Source organism: Clostridioides sp. ZZV15-6598 (assembly GCF_020657705.1).
GTDB classification, from domain to species: domain Bacteria; phylum Bacillota; class Clostridia; order Peptostreptococcales; family Peptostreptococcaceae; genus Clostridioides; species Clostridioides difficile_F.
The window spans coordinates 1-14,799 of sequence record NZ_JAGWCS010000026.1 but is presented as its reverse complement, the minus strand read 5'-3'; the positions used below and the strand labels follow the sequence as shown (position 1 = coordinate 14,799).

The window sequence follows — 14,799 nt, the reverse complement described above, 5'->3', positions numbered from 1 at the left end:
TCTTAACTTAAATGATATTTATTTTAACTAAAGTATTATTTATGTATAGTTGTTTAGTGCACTTAATCTTGTTATTTATATTCTCTAAGTTTATACTTTTTATTTACATCATGCTCTGCTCTTACAAACTCTACATTTCCCTCACCCATTAACTCAGACATTTTTTTCTTTCTATCACTTAGCCAATCTTTATCAATATTTTTATAGTACTTGTAGTCTGTCCAGTATATTATTGATGTTATCTCCCCTGGATTGCTTTCACTAATCCATATCTCAGAACCAGCAAATCCTTCTAATAATTCTAGACCTTTAACCCAGATTTCATAATCTAATTGTAAGTACTTTTCTATTAAGTCAGTATTTATCCTAAAAGTCAGTTCTTCAATAAATAAAGGTCTTTCAAATGATTTTAATTTCATATTATATACTTCCCTCTTTAATATTTGACTAATTTTTTATTTAAATGCTTTCAACATAATACTTTTACATATAATTACTCTTTATTTTATATTTACTTTTTATAAATTTATTTTCTAATAGGAGGTATGTGTATTGCTTTACCTACTATTCCCATAGTTGCTTCTGCAAAAGCTTCTGGTAAAGTTGGATGTCCATGCATAGTGCTTGCAACTTCTTCAACTGTCAACATTGCTTTCATTGCAATTACAGCTTCATGAATTAAATCACTAGCATTAGGCCCTATGATATGAACACCATATATTGTAGTCTTATCTTTTGAAGCAATTACCTTAACCATACCATCTGAATCATTCATTGTAAGAGCCTTTCCATTACCAGAAAACTGAAATTTGCTAACGACATAGTCTAAGTTTTTATTTTTGGCTTCTTCTTCAGACAATCCAACTGTAGATACCTCTGGAAAAGTAAAAATGGAGTTTGGTACTAAATCATAATCTACACTTGTTTTTTCCCCTACAATTCGTTCAACAGCTACTTTTCCTTCTTCAGATGCAACATGTGCAAGCATTATTCCTCCAATTACATCTCCAATTGCATAAATACCTGGTACAGATGTACAGTAATTTTCATCAACTTTTATTCCCTTTTTATCATATTTGATACCTAAATTATCTAGATTTAGTCCTTCTACATCTAACTCTCTTCCTGTAGATACAAGTACATTATTACAAGCAATCTTTGTTTTTTCTCCATTCTTATTTATATCTACTACTAGTTCTTTATTACTTTTAGATATTTCTTCTACTTTTGATGAAAGTAGTATTTTAATCCCCCTTTTATTAAGTAGTTTAATTAACCTATTAGATACCTCATTATCAACCATAGGAATTACATTATCCAAGAACTCAACTACAGTTACATCTGAACCAAATTCATTTAAAATTCCTGCAAACTCAATTCCTATAACACCTCCTCCAATTATTACTACTTTCTGAGGCAAATTAGTAATTTCTAAAGCTTCTTTGCTTGTTATTACTCCCTCTAAATCAATTCCTTTAACAGGAGGCTTAGAGGATTTTGAACCAGATGCAATTAAAATATTTTTTCCTTTAATTATCTTCTTTGAACCATCATCTAATTTTATCTCTACAGAATCCTTACTTATTAACTTTGCTTTTCCCTTTTCTACAGTCACTTTATTTGCTTTTAATAATCCTTTTACACCACCAGTTAAGGTCTTAATTATATGTTTCTTTCTTTTCTGCACTTTTTCCAAGTCTAATTTATATTCATCTACTTTTATTCCATATTCTTCAGCATGATTAAAATAATTTAGAACTTGTGCATCTTTAAACAGTGTCTTTGTAGGAATACAACCTGTATTTAGGCAAGTACCCCCAAATTCATTTTTTTCTACGATTACAACTTTTAACCCCAGTTGAGCTCCTCGAATCGATGCAACATACCCCCCTGGACCGCCACCAATTACGATTAAATCAGTGTTCATATTTACTTTTCCTCCTTTTAAGTTATAGATATTAATATCTATAATTAAAATTTTAGTATCAATATTTATAGCTTGTTAAATCTACTTGATTTTTAATACCATAGCAAATTTGTTGACGTGTAAAAATAAAATTATTTCTGTGCATTCCCACTGTCAATAATTCCGAATGGGGATGTTCTAAATAGCTATAAGCTGTTGTACAACCTGGAGTCATTTTTCCACCAACAAATACCATAGAATAATTCATAAAATATTCGTCTAATAATTCATTTTCAATTAGATGAGTACAATATGAAGGAGATTCGATACACATTTTTTCTATCCCTAGACTTTTAAGTACATAAAGTAATATTTTAGAGTCTGGAGTACTATCTTTACCAGTTACAATTACAGGACAAACATCAAAATCTTTATACAATTCTTCAAATTTACAATCATCAACATCCTTAATTGAATTAAAGCTTCCTATACATATGTGTTTTAAAGGAGAATTTTCTTTTATATAATCCCAACCATTTGGAGATGTAGCTATAACCATTTTATATTCCTGATTCTTATCAACATTAAATGTATAATGGTCAAACGGAATATCTGTAGCATCAAAAGAAACTACTACTCCACATGGCTGATATTTTTTATTTAAATAGTCTTTTCTTTGCTGTGTCAAATTTTCATCAAATACATGACATGTTATGCCAGGTTCACTTTGCAACGTTCTAGCCCCTATAATAACAGCATCTGAATATGCTCTTAGAACATTTAAAACCCAAAAATCTGCCAAAGCTCCATCTGGATCAACAAAATTATTCTTTCCAATTAAAGGCCCTGCTTTATTGTCTTCATATGCCATTTTTCCATCAGATGAAAGCACCATAGATGAAAATATATATGGTCTTTTATCTTTTGATTTTGGAAAAAACAATTCTGTATAATACTCTAAAGCATCCGGTATACAGACATTTTCATTAGATTCTTCTTTTATAGTATCTAATATCTTTTCATTTCTATTTAATACATTTATTTTTAGATTATTTTTTGGTATGTTGAAAAACTCAAGCTTATTCATACTTTGACCACCCTCTCCCAATTATTCTTTACAATCCATGAATTCTTTTTCCCCATTGCATATTTCCTAGACCAACATCCTCTATTAACTTGCTTGATATTTTTTGAGTTTTATATATTACTTTTTCTTCATCTATATTAACTATCTGATTCTTATCCATAACTACTTTTCCATCTATAATAGAAGTTTCTATATTATTTGGAGTAGATGAATATATTAATGAACTAATTGGGTCGTGAACTGGTACAGAAATTGCACTTTTATACGGATTATAAATTATAATATCAGCATTTTTTCCTATCTCTATTGACCCTAAGCAATCTAATTTATTTATGGATTTTGCTCCTCCAAGTGTTGCCATTTCCAACACACTTGATGAAGGTAAAAGCTTTGCATCTCTATGAGTAACTTTTTGTAATAATGTAGTCATTTTCATTACTTCTAGCATATTTTGAGTATCATTACTCGCTGAACCATCACAAGCTAAACTTATAGTCAATCCATTTTCAATAAGCTTTGGAATTGGGGCTACTCCTGCTGCTAAAACCATATTAGATACTGGATTATGAGATATTTTAACATCATATTTTTTAAATAATTCTATGTCTTCATCTGACATTTGTATGCAATGGACTGCAATAAAGTCAGGACCTAAAATTCCCACTTTTTCAAGATATGGTACAGTCTTCATACCTCTATCTTCTAAACAGTATTTATTATCGTCCTCAGTTTCAAGTAAATGCATAGTTATCGGAATATGAAGCTCATTGGCTATATTTCTCATTTCTTTGTATCCTTCTTCTGTGTTATCCCATATAATCCCAGGAGCTAATGCTAAACTTATTCTCGAGTGGTCTCTATATTTTTTTTCTAATCTTTTAACATCATCAAAAAACTTTTGTTCTGTATCATGATAAGTACAACCAAATTCTTTTGGGAATTTACTTGTATCTGTAAACCCTCTACCAAGTATCCCTCTTATTCCCAAATCTTCAAATGCTTGAATTATGCTATCATCAAGACCTTCTTTTCCATGACAGTACATATAGTCAAGTATAGTAGTTGTACCTGTTCTAATTGCTTCTATACATCCTGTTAAGGCTGCATAATAGCAACATTCTTCATCTATTTTATGTATAGCTCTTCTAACAGAGCTATCAAGCCAGTCTAACAACAATTTATCTCTTCCTAATCCCTTTAACAAAGTCTGAAATAGATGAGAATGAGTACTTATAAATCCAGGTAAAACAAATTTTCCCCTAGCATCTATAATTTTTTCAGAGATATATTTTTCTAGTAAATTCGCCTTTCCTATATCAATTATCTTGTTCTTTTCAATTATTATACAAGCATCATTTAGTATTTCCCTCTCATTATTCATTGAAATTAGATAAGCGTTTTTAATTATCAAATCTACTTTTCTCATGCAGTAACCTCCATATAATTTTCTGCCATATCTTAATTTTGACAGATAGTTTGGAGAGAAAAAATCTTTCGAGAAACGCATAACAAACTATCTGTCAGATTACTGTTTCACTATAAAATTATTTTACATTTAGCTGGATTACATCCATCTGAAGTCTAAAAGACTTTGTGTAACTTCTTGAAGAAAACGTGCTCCAGGAGCTCCATCTACTACTCTATGGTCATGAGTTAAACTCATGTTCATTATTGAACCAGCATAAAATGCTCCATCTTTTACAAGAACCTTTTCTATTATACTTCCAATCCCTAAAATTGCACTTTCTGGTGTATTTAATACTGGAGTAAAGTATGTTATTCCAAACATCCCTAAATTAGTTATAGTTATAGTTCCATTATTCATTTCATCAGAATTTAATTTGTTATTTTTAGCTCTCTCACTTAAATCACTTAGTTCAATACATATTGTTTTTAAATCTTTTAGATTTGCATTTTTTATTACAGGTACTACCAATCCACTTGGAATGTCTACAGCTACACCTACATTAATTTCGTTACTTACTTTAAAATGATTTTCATCAACTATTTGTGTTCTAAGTTTAGGATGATTTTCAAGTGCTTCAGCCACAGCCTTTATTATAAGAGCTGTATAGCTTAATTTAACGCCTACTTTTTTATACTTTTCTTTCAATCCTTTATATACTTTTGATAAGTTAGTAACTTCTAATTCAGTGGCAATTGTAGTTTGAGCTGTTGTCAATAAACTCTCATGCATTTTTCTTGCTATTACATTTTGCATTGGTGTCATCTTAGTTACCAAATCATTTTCCCCTATATTCACCTTAATGTTATTAACTTGAGAAATAGGGGTAGCTTCTTGCCGTACTTCTTTTTCTACTACTTTATTTTGATTGACTTCCATAACTTCTTCTACTGGATTATTGTTCATGAAATTTTTCAAATCATCAATTGTTATTGCACCATGTATTCCTGTACCCTCTATATTTGAATAGTTAATTCCTTTTTCTTCAGCTATTTTTTTAGCTCTAGGAGTTATTTTTTTCTCTATATCTAAACTTTTTTTCTTAGTTGTATTTTCTAAATTTAAAATATCTGCCTCTTTTTTACTATCAGTTTTATCTATCAAATCAAATCCACTAATATCTTCATTAGCTTCTGCAATTATACAAATTAACTCTCCACAATTAGCAATATCGCCCTCTTCAAAAAATATTTTTCTCAATACTCCACTTTCTGGCGCTTCAACAGTATTAGTAATCTTGTCAGTTTCAACTTCTAAAATTTCATCACCCTTATTTACTACGCTTCCTTCTTCAATCAACCATGTGCCAACTGTTCCTTCCTCCATAGAAAGACCAAACTTCGGCATCTTAACCTCTGTAATCATTATTTCTCCTCCCCTGACTAATATTGCATAACTTCCTTACAAGCCTTAATTAGATTTTCTAATTTTGGTAAAACAAAATCCTCTAAAACTGGTGCATATGCTACTGGAGCATCAATTGATGTAACTCTTTTTATTGGTGCACTTAGATACTCAAATACATCTTCATTTATCATTGCAGATATTTCAGCTGCCCATCCTCCAACTCTTGGACCTTCTTGAGCAATAACCAATCGGCTAGTTTTAGCGACTGACTCTACTATAGTTTTTTTATCATAAGGAAATACAGTTCTAAGGTCGATTATCTCTACATCAATCCCTTCTTTTTCAAGTTGACTTGCTGCTTTATGTGCTAATCCTAGCATCATTTGAGTAGCTACTATAGTAATGTCACTTCCAGTTTTTTCAATCTCAGCTTCATATAGAGGAATCTCATATGGCTCAACTGGTACTTCTCCTTTGACATTGTATAGCATTTTATGTTCTAAAAATAATACAGGATTATCGTTTTTTATAGCTGAAAGCAACATCCCTTTAGCTTCATAAGGTGTTGTTGGTGAAACTACTACAAGTCCAGGAGTGTTCATAAACCATGACTCTGCACAAACTGAATGATGATATGCACAGCGTATACCACCTCCCTGTACAGCACGAACAGTAATTGGACAATGTGCTTTTCCTTGGAACATAAAATTTAATTTTGCTGCATTATTTACAAGTTGGTCAAAACAAACTCCCAAAAAATCTGCAAACATTATTTCTGGAACTGGTCTTAGTCCGCAAAGTGCTGCACCATTTGATAATCCTAATATAGCTGATTCTGATAACGCTGTATCCTTTATTCGATTTGGCCATTTAGCCATTATTCCTTTAGTAATCCCAAAATCTCCACCCATTTTAGCAACATCTTCACCTAGTATAAAAACTCTATCATCATTTTCCATAGCTTGATGAAGTGCTTCATTTATTGCCATTCCATATGAAAGTTTTCTTCCCATTATCTTATTTCCACCTCTCTATCAACATATGTGTGTGTAACTGCATCTTTAATATCTGGTGATGGACTCTCCAATGAGAATCTCAGCATTTCTTGAACATCATCCTCTATTTCCTCCTCTATTTGCTTAAGTGTTTCATCTGACATACCTTCTCTTTCAATAAGTATCTTTCTAGTTAACTTTATTGGGTCTCTATCTTTCCAATACTTAACTTCTTCTTCAGGTCTATATGCTGCTGGGTCTCCTGCAAAATGACCTTGCCAACGATAAGTTAGAAACTCTATTAAAGTTGGTCCTTCGCCTTTTCTTGCCCTATCTGCTGCTATTTCCACTATCTCAATTACTGCTTCTACATCATTTCCATCTACCCTATAACTTGGAATCTCATATCCCTCACCCCAAGTTTTTAACTCTTTTTGAGGATGTGAATCTGTATAGTGTGTAGATATAGCATATTGATTATTAAGCAGGCAATATATTATAGGAAGCTTCCATGTTGCTGCCATATTAAGACTTTCGTGGCAAGCTCCTTCTCCTAAAGTTCCATCTCCTAGAAAGACTGCTGTAACATCATCAGTTTCTTTATACACAGATGCAAAAGCTGTACCAAGACAAGTTACCATAGTTGAACCTTGTATTCCATTAAACCCCATATTCCTACATTCAATATCATTTATATGCATTGAACCGCCTCTGCCACCATTTATTCCTGTAGCCTTAGCAAAGATTTCTGCCATTACAAGTTTTGGGTCAGTACCACAAAGTGCTATAGTTCCATGACCTCTATGGTCTGGAAACTTATAATCTGTTTTTCTAAGTGCATCAACTATACCTGCTTGACAAGCTTCTTGCCCTATACTTAAATGAACAAATCCTGGTATTGTTCCATTGGCAGCATATATTTCTATTACTTCTTCAAATCTGCGAATCATAACCATGTCACGGTATAATTTTTCTAATCTTAACTTACCTAATGCCATCTTATTTCCCCCTGAATCAATAAATTTTTAAGTTGTTTATTTTAAGAAACTTTTTTCGAGTACTGAATAATTTATTTCTCCTGCCGAAAATGATTTCCCAGTATTTATATTATGTATCTGTATTTTGCCTATTGAGTGTACATCATGGTCTACATAGAAAAAGTCTCTTCCTGCCTTCTCAAATACATCTTCAAACAATTCCCCATAATTTGGAGATGAAGTTTTCCCTGCCAACTGGTGTATAGTTTTTGCAATAGCAGTATCAGTCGAATCTACCCAAAACTCAGTTTCACTACCATAAATCAATGCATCATTTATTCTTCCCATAGTCTTAAGTTCATCTTTTACTACAGGTGCTATTGGTGCTTTCCCTCTCGCAAGTACAATTTGACTTGCATCAAAGTTTTTTTCAAACATCTTATGGCATACTTGCTCAATGATTCTTGCTGATACTTGCATTGATGCTACAATACATGTGCTTGGTGAAATTAATATATAAGTATCTTCTGGTTTTACTTTACAAGCATTTGCAACCTCTAAGACTGTTTCATTATTGGGATATTTTATATCTTGGACACATAAAACTGCCTCATGATAACTATCTTTATATGGCGTCATTTCAAAATACCAGTCTGATTCAACTCTTGCTAAAGCTCTTGCTGGCCCTGACCCAATAGTTGCAAATTCACCTTCTCCAAGTTTCCATCCAGCAATCTGTGAACCCATACATGCAATCAATGGTTTATCTATAAATACTTCAACTGCTGAGAAAGAATATTCATCATTTAATTTAAAATCTCCTAATGATACTGTTCCTAGGTCGCCTATAGAAGCTCTAGTAAATAAAACACCTGCTTTCCAGCTTCCACTACAATTTAATCCCATATCAATTATAGTTGCTCCACAATCCATCTTAATAACTTCACATCCCAATGCTTCTGCATCTTCCAGTATCTCTCTTACTACCACCATAGCTTTCTTATTTAAACTTATCATCTTTATACCTCTCAATATATATTTTATTTATGCCTTCTTACCACATACATCAATTGCAGCTCCCATTATTGGACTTGCTTCATCAGATGCTAAGAAAGTTACAACTTTTGATACTTCTTCCACTTGCAACATTTCCTCAAGTGATATTGTAACTGCATCATCATAGTCAAATCTTTTTCTTGTATATTCTGTGTTAGTCATGCCTAAATATATTGCATTTACATTGATTCCATACTCTTTTACTTCTTCAGATAAAGTTTGAGTAAAACTTACCATCCCACCTTTAGAAGCAGCATATGCCCCAAAACCTGGAAAAAAGTGTTTTGCTGCTGTAGAGCTAATATTTATTATTTTTCCATACTTTTTATCAATCATGGTTCTAAGAACAGCCTTAGTACAATAAAAAGTTCCACTTAAATTAGTTTTTATCTGAGCATCCCAATCTTCAATTGTAGTATCAACTACTGGAGCTGATTTATGGAGAGCAACATTATTAATCAATACATCTACACTCCCAAATTTATCTATTACTTCGCTAAAGCAAACTTCTACTTCTTCAGGTTTACTTACATCACAAACTGAAACAAAGGCTTTACCACCAGATTTAATGATTTTTTCTGCAATATTATCTAATTTGCTTTTAGTTCTACCAATTAATACTACTATTGCTCCTTCTATACCAAAATCTAAAGCAAATCCTGCTCCTAATCCTTGCCCTGCTCCTGTTATCACAACCACTTTTTCTTTGAATCTTAAGTTCACAATCCATCCCACCCTCTACATTCATATAATTTAAACTTAAATTTAGAAAAAACCTTACATTTTTTATCTAAAATATCTTAAATAAATATTTTTTTACCTTGTATAACTGGTTTCTATCTGATAAAAACAGTATTAATTATTTATATTTTCCACCAGAATATTTTTCTTTAATGGCAAACTATGAAAATCACAGTTTAACGCATTTGCTACTGCGTTTGCTACTGCTGGTGCTGATGGTACAACAGAACATTCACCTATACTCTTAGCTCCAAATGGACCTCCAGGTTCTCCACATTCTATTAGTCCTACTTTTATTTGGGGCATTTCACTAGCCTTTATCATATGATATGAGCGAAATGAATTAGCTTTTATCTTTCCTCTACTATCAAACTCAAGTGCTTCAGTCAACGCATATCCTATTCCCATTTGAATTGCTCCTTCAATCTGACCTTCTACAGACATCGGGTTTAAAGCTTTACCCACATCATGGACTGCAACATATTCTAAAACTCTTACACTTGCCAGTTTAGTATCGACCTCAACTTTAGCAAAATGTACACCATATGAGCTTGCTCCAGTTTGAGATGCAAAAGTTTCAGCGCCTATAATCTCTCTTAAACTTACCCTTTGTGCATGTATCATGACATCACATAACGTGGCTTGTTTGTTGTTATTTCTGATAGAATAGACTCTATCATCCTTAAACTCTATATATTCTTCATCCTCTTTTAAAAGTTGGGATGCTTCTTTTAAAAGCTCTTTTTTTACTGAATTTGCAACTTTTAAAGCTGCATTTCCAGATACGAAAACCCCTCTGCTTGCATAATCTCCTAAATTCCATGGTGATGCATCTGTATCTGCCTGTATACATTCTATTTTTTCTTGACTTATTCCAAGCACTTCAGATATAATTTGCACTTGGACACTTACTGATGCATTTCCCATATCATGAGTACCTGTATATAATACAGCTGAACCATCTTCATTCATTTTCAACATTAAAGCTGTTATATCCCTGTGTGCCCCAAAGCATCCATTTCCATGTGAACCAACTGCCATGCCTACACCAATTAAAAACCTACCATTTGATTCATTTTGCTGTCTAACTTGTTTTTTCCAGTCAAACATTTCAGCACCTTTTTTTATACAATCTATTGGTCTTGGATTTCCATGGGGGCTTTTAAATCTTTGGTCTATTCCATCTGGTTCGACTAAGTTCTTAAGCTGTAAATCTAAAATATCCATATTTAGTTTTTTTGCAATTTTATTTAGTTGAGATTGTTGAGCAAAAAAAGCTTGTGGAGAACCATACCCTCTCATCGCTCCTGCAATTGGTGTGTTTGTATACACTGGTATTCCTGTATATCTCATATTTTCAATCTTATACGCTTTAAATACTTTATGGCTCATTGCTCCAATTACATTTAAAGCACTTGATGCATATGCTCCTGTATTTGTTAGAACTTTCATATCTTGTGCTATAACTTGACCATCCTTCATAACACCTGTTTTTAGGTACACAACTGCGCCATGTCTAGTTCTTGTTGAAGCAATAGTTTCTCTTCTATTAAGTTCTAGTTTAACTGGTCTACCTGATAGTTTTGCTAATAATGCTACAATTGGTTCAATTGTAAGTTCTAGCTTTCCTCCAAAAGCTCCTCCAATAGCTGGGCTTACTAGTCTAACTTTATTCATTGGTAATTCGAATAACTTAGATAAGATTATCCTAAAACCAAAAGTATTTTGATTAGGACTGTAAACAGTAAGTTTGCCACTGTAATCATAATCTGCAATTGCCACATGAGTTTCTATTGCACCATGATGTATAGCTGGAAGTGTATACTTATCTTCAAAAATATAATCAGCTTTTTTCATGGCTTCTTCAATATTTCCACACTGTTGTACACTTACTGCAAGCGTGTTTCCACCTTTATGGATTGGATATGCACCCTCTTGTATTGCTTCTTCTGGATTAAATACTGAGGGTAATTCTTCATACTCAACCTCAATAAGCTTCAATGCTTTTTCAGCAGTTTGTAAATCTTCAGCTGCAACAGCTGCAACTTTATCACCCACAAAGCGAACAGTATCATCAAAGATATGTTCAACCTCTGGCAACTCATGTTCATAAAATCTCATAGCACTATTAAAAGCTTTTTGAGGTGAATTTTTATATGTAGCTATAGCTTTTACACCTTCTAATTTCTCAGCTTTTGATGTGTCTATTTTTTTAATTTTTGCATGTGCCACAGGACTGAATAAAACTTTAGCATAGAGCATATTTGGAACCTTCATATCTGCAGTATATCTAAGTTGACCAGTAGCTTTAAGTATGGCATCTCTTATTGGTACTCTTTCACCAATAACTTTAAAATCATTACTCACAGGTTATACCTCCCATCCTTTTCGCTGATAAAAGTATAGCCTCAACAATCTTTACATATCCTGTACATCTACAAAGATTGTTGTCTATAGATTTTCTAACATCTTCTTCAGAAGGATTTGGATTTTTATCTAGCAATGCTTTTGCTGACATTATCATCCCTGGAGTGCAATAGCCACATTGAACAGCTCCACAATCAATAAATGCTTGTTGAATTGGATGTATATTGATTCCATCTGACAACCCTTCAATTGTCAATATTTTTTTTCCAACTGCGTTTTTTGCTAGAATCAAACATGAATTAACTGCTTCTCCATCTAAAATTATTTTACAAGCTCCACAATCACCAGTACTACATCCACACTTACTTCCAGTTAAGTTAAATACTTCTCTTAAAACATAAAGTAAAGTCCAGCTTTTTTTTATACTCACCTCTCTCAATCTGCCATTTATATCAAGCTCAATAACATCTATAATCTCCACCTTCTCTCCATATAATTTAATTTTTGATATTTTCTATGAGATTTAATTTTTGATTAATTTACTTAAATTATTTATACTTATTTGACAAGTAAAATCCATAATTACTGTTAAAAAAGGAGGAGCAAGGCGCTCCTCCTGGATATCCTTTTAGATTATACTTTTATTAAAATGAGTATCATATCTTTTGATTATTTTGTTTTTTAAGGTTTTTGGGTAAAAAAAATAGAAGCAAGGCGCTCCTTCTTGGATATCCTTTCAGATTATATTCTGCTCAAATGCAAGCTATTAGGTTTCCTTCAAAGTTCAATCCTATTTTTGGTAAAAAAAATAGAAGCAAGGCGCTCCTTCTTGGATATCCTTTAGAATTACATTCTCTAAGCTTTACAACTTACTTTACTTTCCACTACATCTTCTTTTTCCTTAGGCAATACAATATTTAGTATTAAAGATAATAGAGCTGTTCCAGATATACCAGTCATTAAAGTGACTACAATGCTTGGTAAAAATGCTAATGCAGCTTGATTAAAATAACCACCCATACCAATGCCCAACGAAACTGCTAAAATTGTTATATTACGATTTGTCATCTTTCCCATTCCAATAACCTTAATACCTGATGATGCAATTGTTCCAAACATCATAACTAATGTCCCTCCAATAACTGGGTCTGGTGTTAAAGCTAATATCTGGGCAAACTTTGGGAAAAATGCTAATATACCTAACATTACTCCTCCAAGTGCTACTATGTACCTACTTGCTACTCCTGTCATACAAATTATTCCTATGTTTGGACTACCTGATATAACTGGAAGCCCATTAAACAAAGCTGCAAAACAACTTCCAACTCCATCAGCTCTAACAGCTCTCATCAATTCTTTTTGTGTAGGTAGACGGTTTTCAACAGAACTGACAACTCCTGTAGTATCCCCTATTATCTCCATGATTGTCACAATATGAATTGTACATATGGTTACAATAGCTCCTAAATTAAATTCTAATCCCCAGTATATAGGTTTGGGCATTGCAAACCAATTTGCTTGTGCCATACTAGAAAAATCAACCATACCAAATACTACTGCTACCACATACCCTACTATGATTGCGATTATTATAGAGGCCACCTTTAGAAAACCTTTTCCAAATTGATTTAAAATAAGTGTCAACAACAATGTAAATACAGCTAAAGAAAAATTAGCAACTACATTAGGTCCATGAGCATCAAAAGATACTGCATAGTCAAATGAAGAACTCATAAGTGATAAACCTACTGCCAAAACAACACTTCCTGTAACCGTAGGTGTAAAATATTTATGTAAATATTTTACTGCAAGAGGTCCTACTAAAGTTAAAACTAGACTTCCTACAAGTACTGCTCCAAAAGCTCCAGCAATACCAACATCATTATTTGTACTTAAGGCAATTAATGGTGCTACAAAAGTGAAACTTCCACCAGTAACAATTGGTAACCGTGACCCTACTGGTCCAATTCCCATAGATTGCAGTATGGTGCTCACGCCTGCAATCAACATCGAACATTGAATCAAAAATGCAGTCTCACTTAGTGAGAGACCCATGCCCACAGCTACTAAAATAGCACCCGACATAGTACCTGCAAAAGCAGAAAAAACATGTTGCATACTAAGTGGTATCGCTGTTAGAAGCTTTGGCTTGTCATTAAATCCATACTTGTAATTTTCCATATCTTACCCCTTATCGCTCCCGCCATTGCCGCCAAATGTATGGAGCCATGTAATAAATTATTAGTAACCTTAAAAGTTAGAGCCTAATAAATATTGCACAGTTACATTATGAAATTGTAGTAATACATTTTGAAATTAGAAAAGCTCTAATTTAAGGAGTGGCGGAGGATTAGTTACTAAAAAAATAAAACGTTTGCTTTTAGCATTATTTTTATTTTTTGTAAGCTAGGTAATTAATCCGATTTTTAATTGTATTATACAGTCACGATTTTAGACTGTCAAGATTATTCTGATAATTTAATTTTAGTTTTATTTAGAATTATTAAAGTAAAAATAATAATCAATTTGTAGAATAAAATCAGTATTAAAATACTTTAATTTTCAAATTCACGTTATTTTTTTATCAAATTTTATTTCAATATTTATTTTTATAAAGTATATACAATCTCTTATTTTCGCCATATAATGCTATTTCGGTAAATATAATATATATTGATACATATTATATTCATATACATTATATTTATCTTCATTTTATATGAATAAGAAATAGTAGCTAACCTTTATTAAATAGCTAATTACTTACCAAAGACAAGTTTCAAATAAATGGTTACTACATTTAGATAAGTACTCTACTTACATTTAAAAACAAATAAGATACAATATTCCTATACAAG

12 protein-coding genes are annotated in these 14,799 nt (G+C 32.3%); all 12 read right to left on the bottom strand.

Annotation, left to right across the window (positions count from 1 at the left end):
* Positions 1-71: 71 nt before the first annotated feature.
* On the bottom strand, positions 72-419 hold the full coding sequence (locus tag KGF50_RS07345) for a TIGR03792 family protein (RefSeq protein ID WP_227847456.1): 348 nt from the start codon (positions 417-419) through the stop codon (positions 72-74).
* A gap of 107 nt (positions 420-526) precedes the next feature.
* The gene (lpdA, locus tag KGF50_RS07340; RefSeq protein ID WP_227847455.1) at positions 527-1,927 is read right to left on the bottom strand and encodes a dihydrolipoyl dehydrogenase; all 1,401 of its coding nucleotides are present in this window, start codon (positions 1,925-1,927) and stop codon (positions 527-529) included.
* 58 nt (positions 1,928-1,985) lie between these two features.
* Positions 1,986-2,993: a dihydrofolate reductase family protein gene (locus KGF50_RS07335; RefSeq protein WP_227847454.1), complete on the bottom strand. Its 1,008-nt coding sequence runs from the start codon at positions 2,991-2,993 to the stop codon at positions 1,986-1,988.
* A gap of 28 nt (positions 2,994-3,021) precedes the next feature.
* A complete protein-coding gene (locus KGF50_RS07330; protein WP_227847453.1) occupies positions 3,022-4,419 on the bottom strand; it encodes an amidohydrolase in 1,398 nt (465 codons plus the stop codon).
* A gap of 138 nt (positions 4,420-4,557) precedes the next feature.
* A complete protein-coding gene (locus KGF50_RS07325) occupies positions 4,558-5,823 on the bottom strand; it encodes a dihydrolipoamide acetyltransferase family protein (RefSeq protein ID WP_227847452.1) in 1,266 nt (421 codons plus the stop codon).
* Between the two features lie 17 nt (positions 5,824-5,840).
* Positions 5,841-6,818, bottom strand: coding sequence for an alpha-ketoacid dehydrogenase subunit beta (locus KGF50_RS07320; protein WP_227827645.1), 978 nt, complete (start codon positions 6,816-6,818; stop codon positions 5,841-5,843).
* The gene (locus tag KGF50_RS07315) at positions 6,818-7,798 is read right to left on the bottom strand and encodes a thiamine pyrophosphate-dependent dehydrogenase E1 component subunit alpha (protein WP_227847451.1); all 981 of its coding nucleotides are present in this window, start codon (positions 7,796-7,798) and stop codon (positions 6,818-6,820) included. The genes KGF50_RS07320 and KGF50_RS07315 overlap by 1 nt, the downstream gene beginning before the upstream one ends.
* Positions 7,799-7,834: 36 nt before the next feature.
* Positions 7,835-8,794, bottom strand: coding sequence for a methenyltetrahydromethanopterin cyclohydrolase (gene mch / locus KGF50_RS07310; protein WP_227847450.1), 960 nt, complete (start codon positions 8,792-8,794; stop codon positions 7,835-7,837).
* Positions 8,795-8,821: 27 nt separating this feature from the next.
* Positions 8,822-9,556, bottom strand: coding sequence for an SDR family oxidoreductase (locus KGF50_RS07305; protein ID WP_227847449.1), 735 nt, complete (start codon positions 9,554-9,556; stop codon positions 8,822-8,824).
* A 132-nt stretch (positions 9,557-9,688) separates the two neighbouring features.
* Positions 9,689-11,941 carry a molybdopterin cofactor-binding domain-containing protein gene (locus KGF50_RS07300; protein ID WP_227847448.1) on the bottom strand — a complete coding sequence of 751 codons (2,253 nt, stop codon included), beginning with the start codon at positions 11,939-11,941 and terminating at the stop codon, positions 9,689-9,691.
* A complete protein-coding gene (locus KGF50_RS07295) occupies positions 11,934-12,422 on the bottom strand; it encodes a (2Fe-2S)-binding protein (protein ID WP_413926803.1) in 489 nt (162 codons plus the stop codon). The genes KGF50_RS07300 and KGF50_RS07295 overlap by 8 nt, the downstream gene beginning before the upstream one ends.
* 374 nt (positions 12,423-12,796) lie before the next feature.
* Positions 12,797-14,122 carry a solute carrier family 23 protein gene (locus tag KGF50_RS07290; protein ID WP_227847447.1) on the bottom strand — a complete coding sequence of 442 codons (1,326 nt, stop codon included), beginning with the start codon at positions 14,120-14,122 and terminating at the stop codon, positions 12,797-12,799.
* Between the last annotated feature and the right edge of the window lie 677 nt (positions 14,123-14,799).

Excerpts from the sequence above, each read along its gene's own strand:
- KGF50_RS07325 (WP_227847452.1), bottom strand. The coding sequence starts at position 5,823 with ATGATTACAGAGGTTAAGATGCCGAAGTTTGGTCTTTCTATGGAGGAA.
- KGF50_RS07345 (WP_227847456.1), bottom strand. The coding sequence starts at position 419 with ATGAAATTAAAATCATTTGAAAGACCTTTATTTATTGAAGAACTGACT.
- lpdA (WP_227847455.1), bottom strand. The coding sequence starts at position 1,927 with ATGAACACTGATTTAATCGTAATTGGTGGCGGTCCAGGGGGGTATGTT.
- mch (WP_227847450.1), bottom strand. The coding sequence starts at position 8,794 with ATGATAAGTTTAAATAAGAAAGCTATGGTGGTAGTAAGAGAGATACTG.
- KGF50_RS07330 (WP_227847453.1), bottom strand. The coding sequence starts at position 4,419 with ATGAGAAAAGTAGATTTGATAATTAAAAACGCTTATCTAATTTCAATG.
- KGF50_RS07320 (WP_227827645.1), bottom strand. The coding sequence starts at position 6,818 with ATGGGAAGAAAACTTTCATATGGAATGGCAATAAATGAAGCACTTCAT.
- KGF50_RS07315 (WP_227847451.1), bottom strand. The coding sequence starts at position 7,798 with ATGGCATTAGGTAAGTTAAGATTAGAAAAATTATACCGTGACATGGTT.
- KGF50_RS07290 (WP_227847447.1), bottom strand. The coding sequence starts at position 14,122 with ATGGAAAATTACAAGTATGGATTTAATGACAAGCCAAAGCTTCTAACA.
- KGF50_RS07335 (WP_227847454.1), bottom strand. The coding sequence starts at position 2,993 with ATGAATAAGCTTGAGTTTTTCAACATACCAAAAAATAATCTAAAAATA.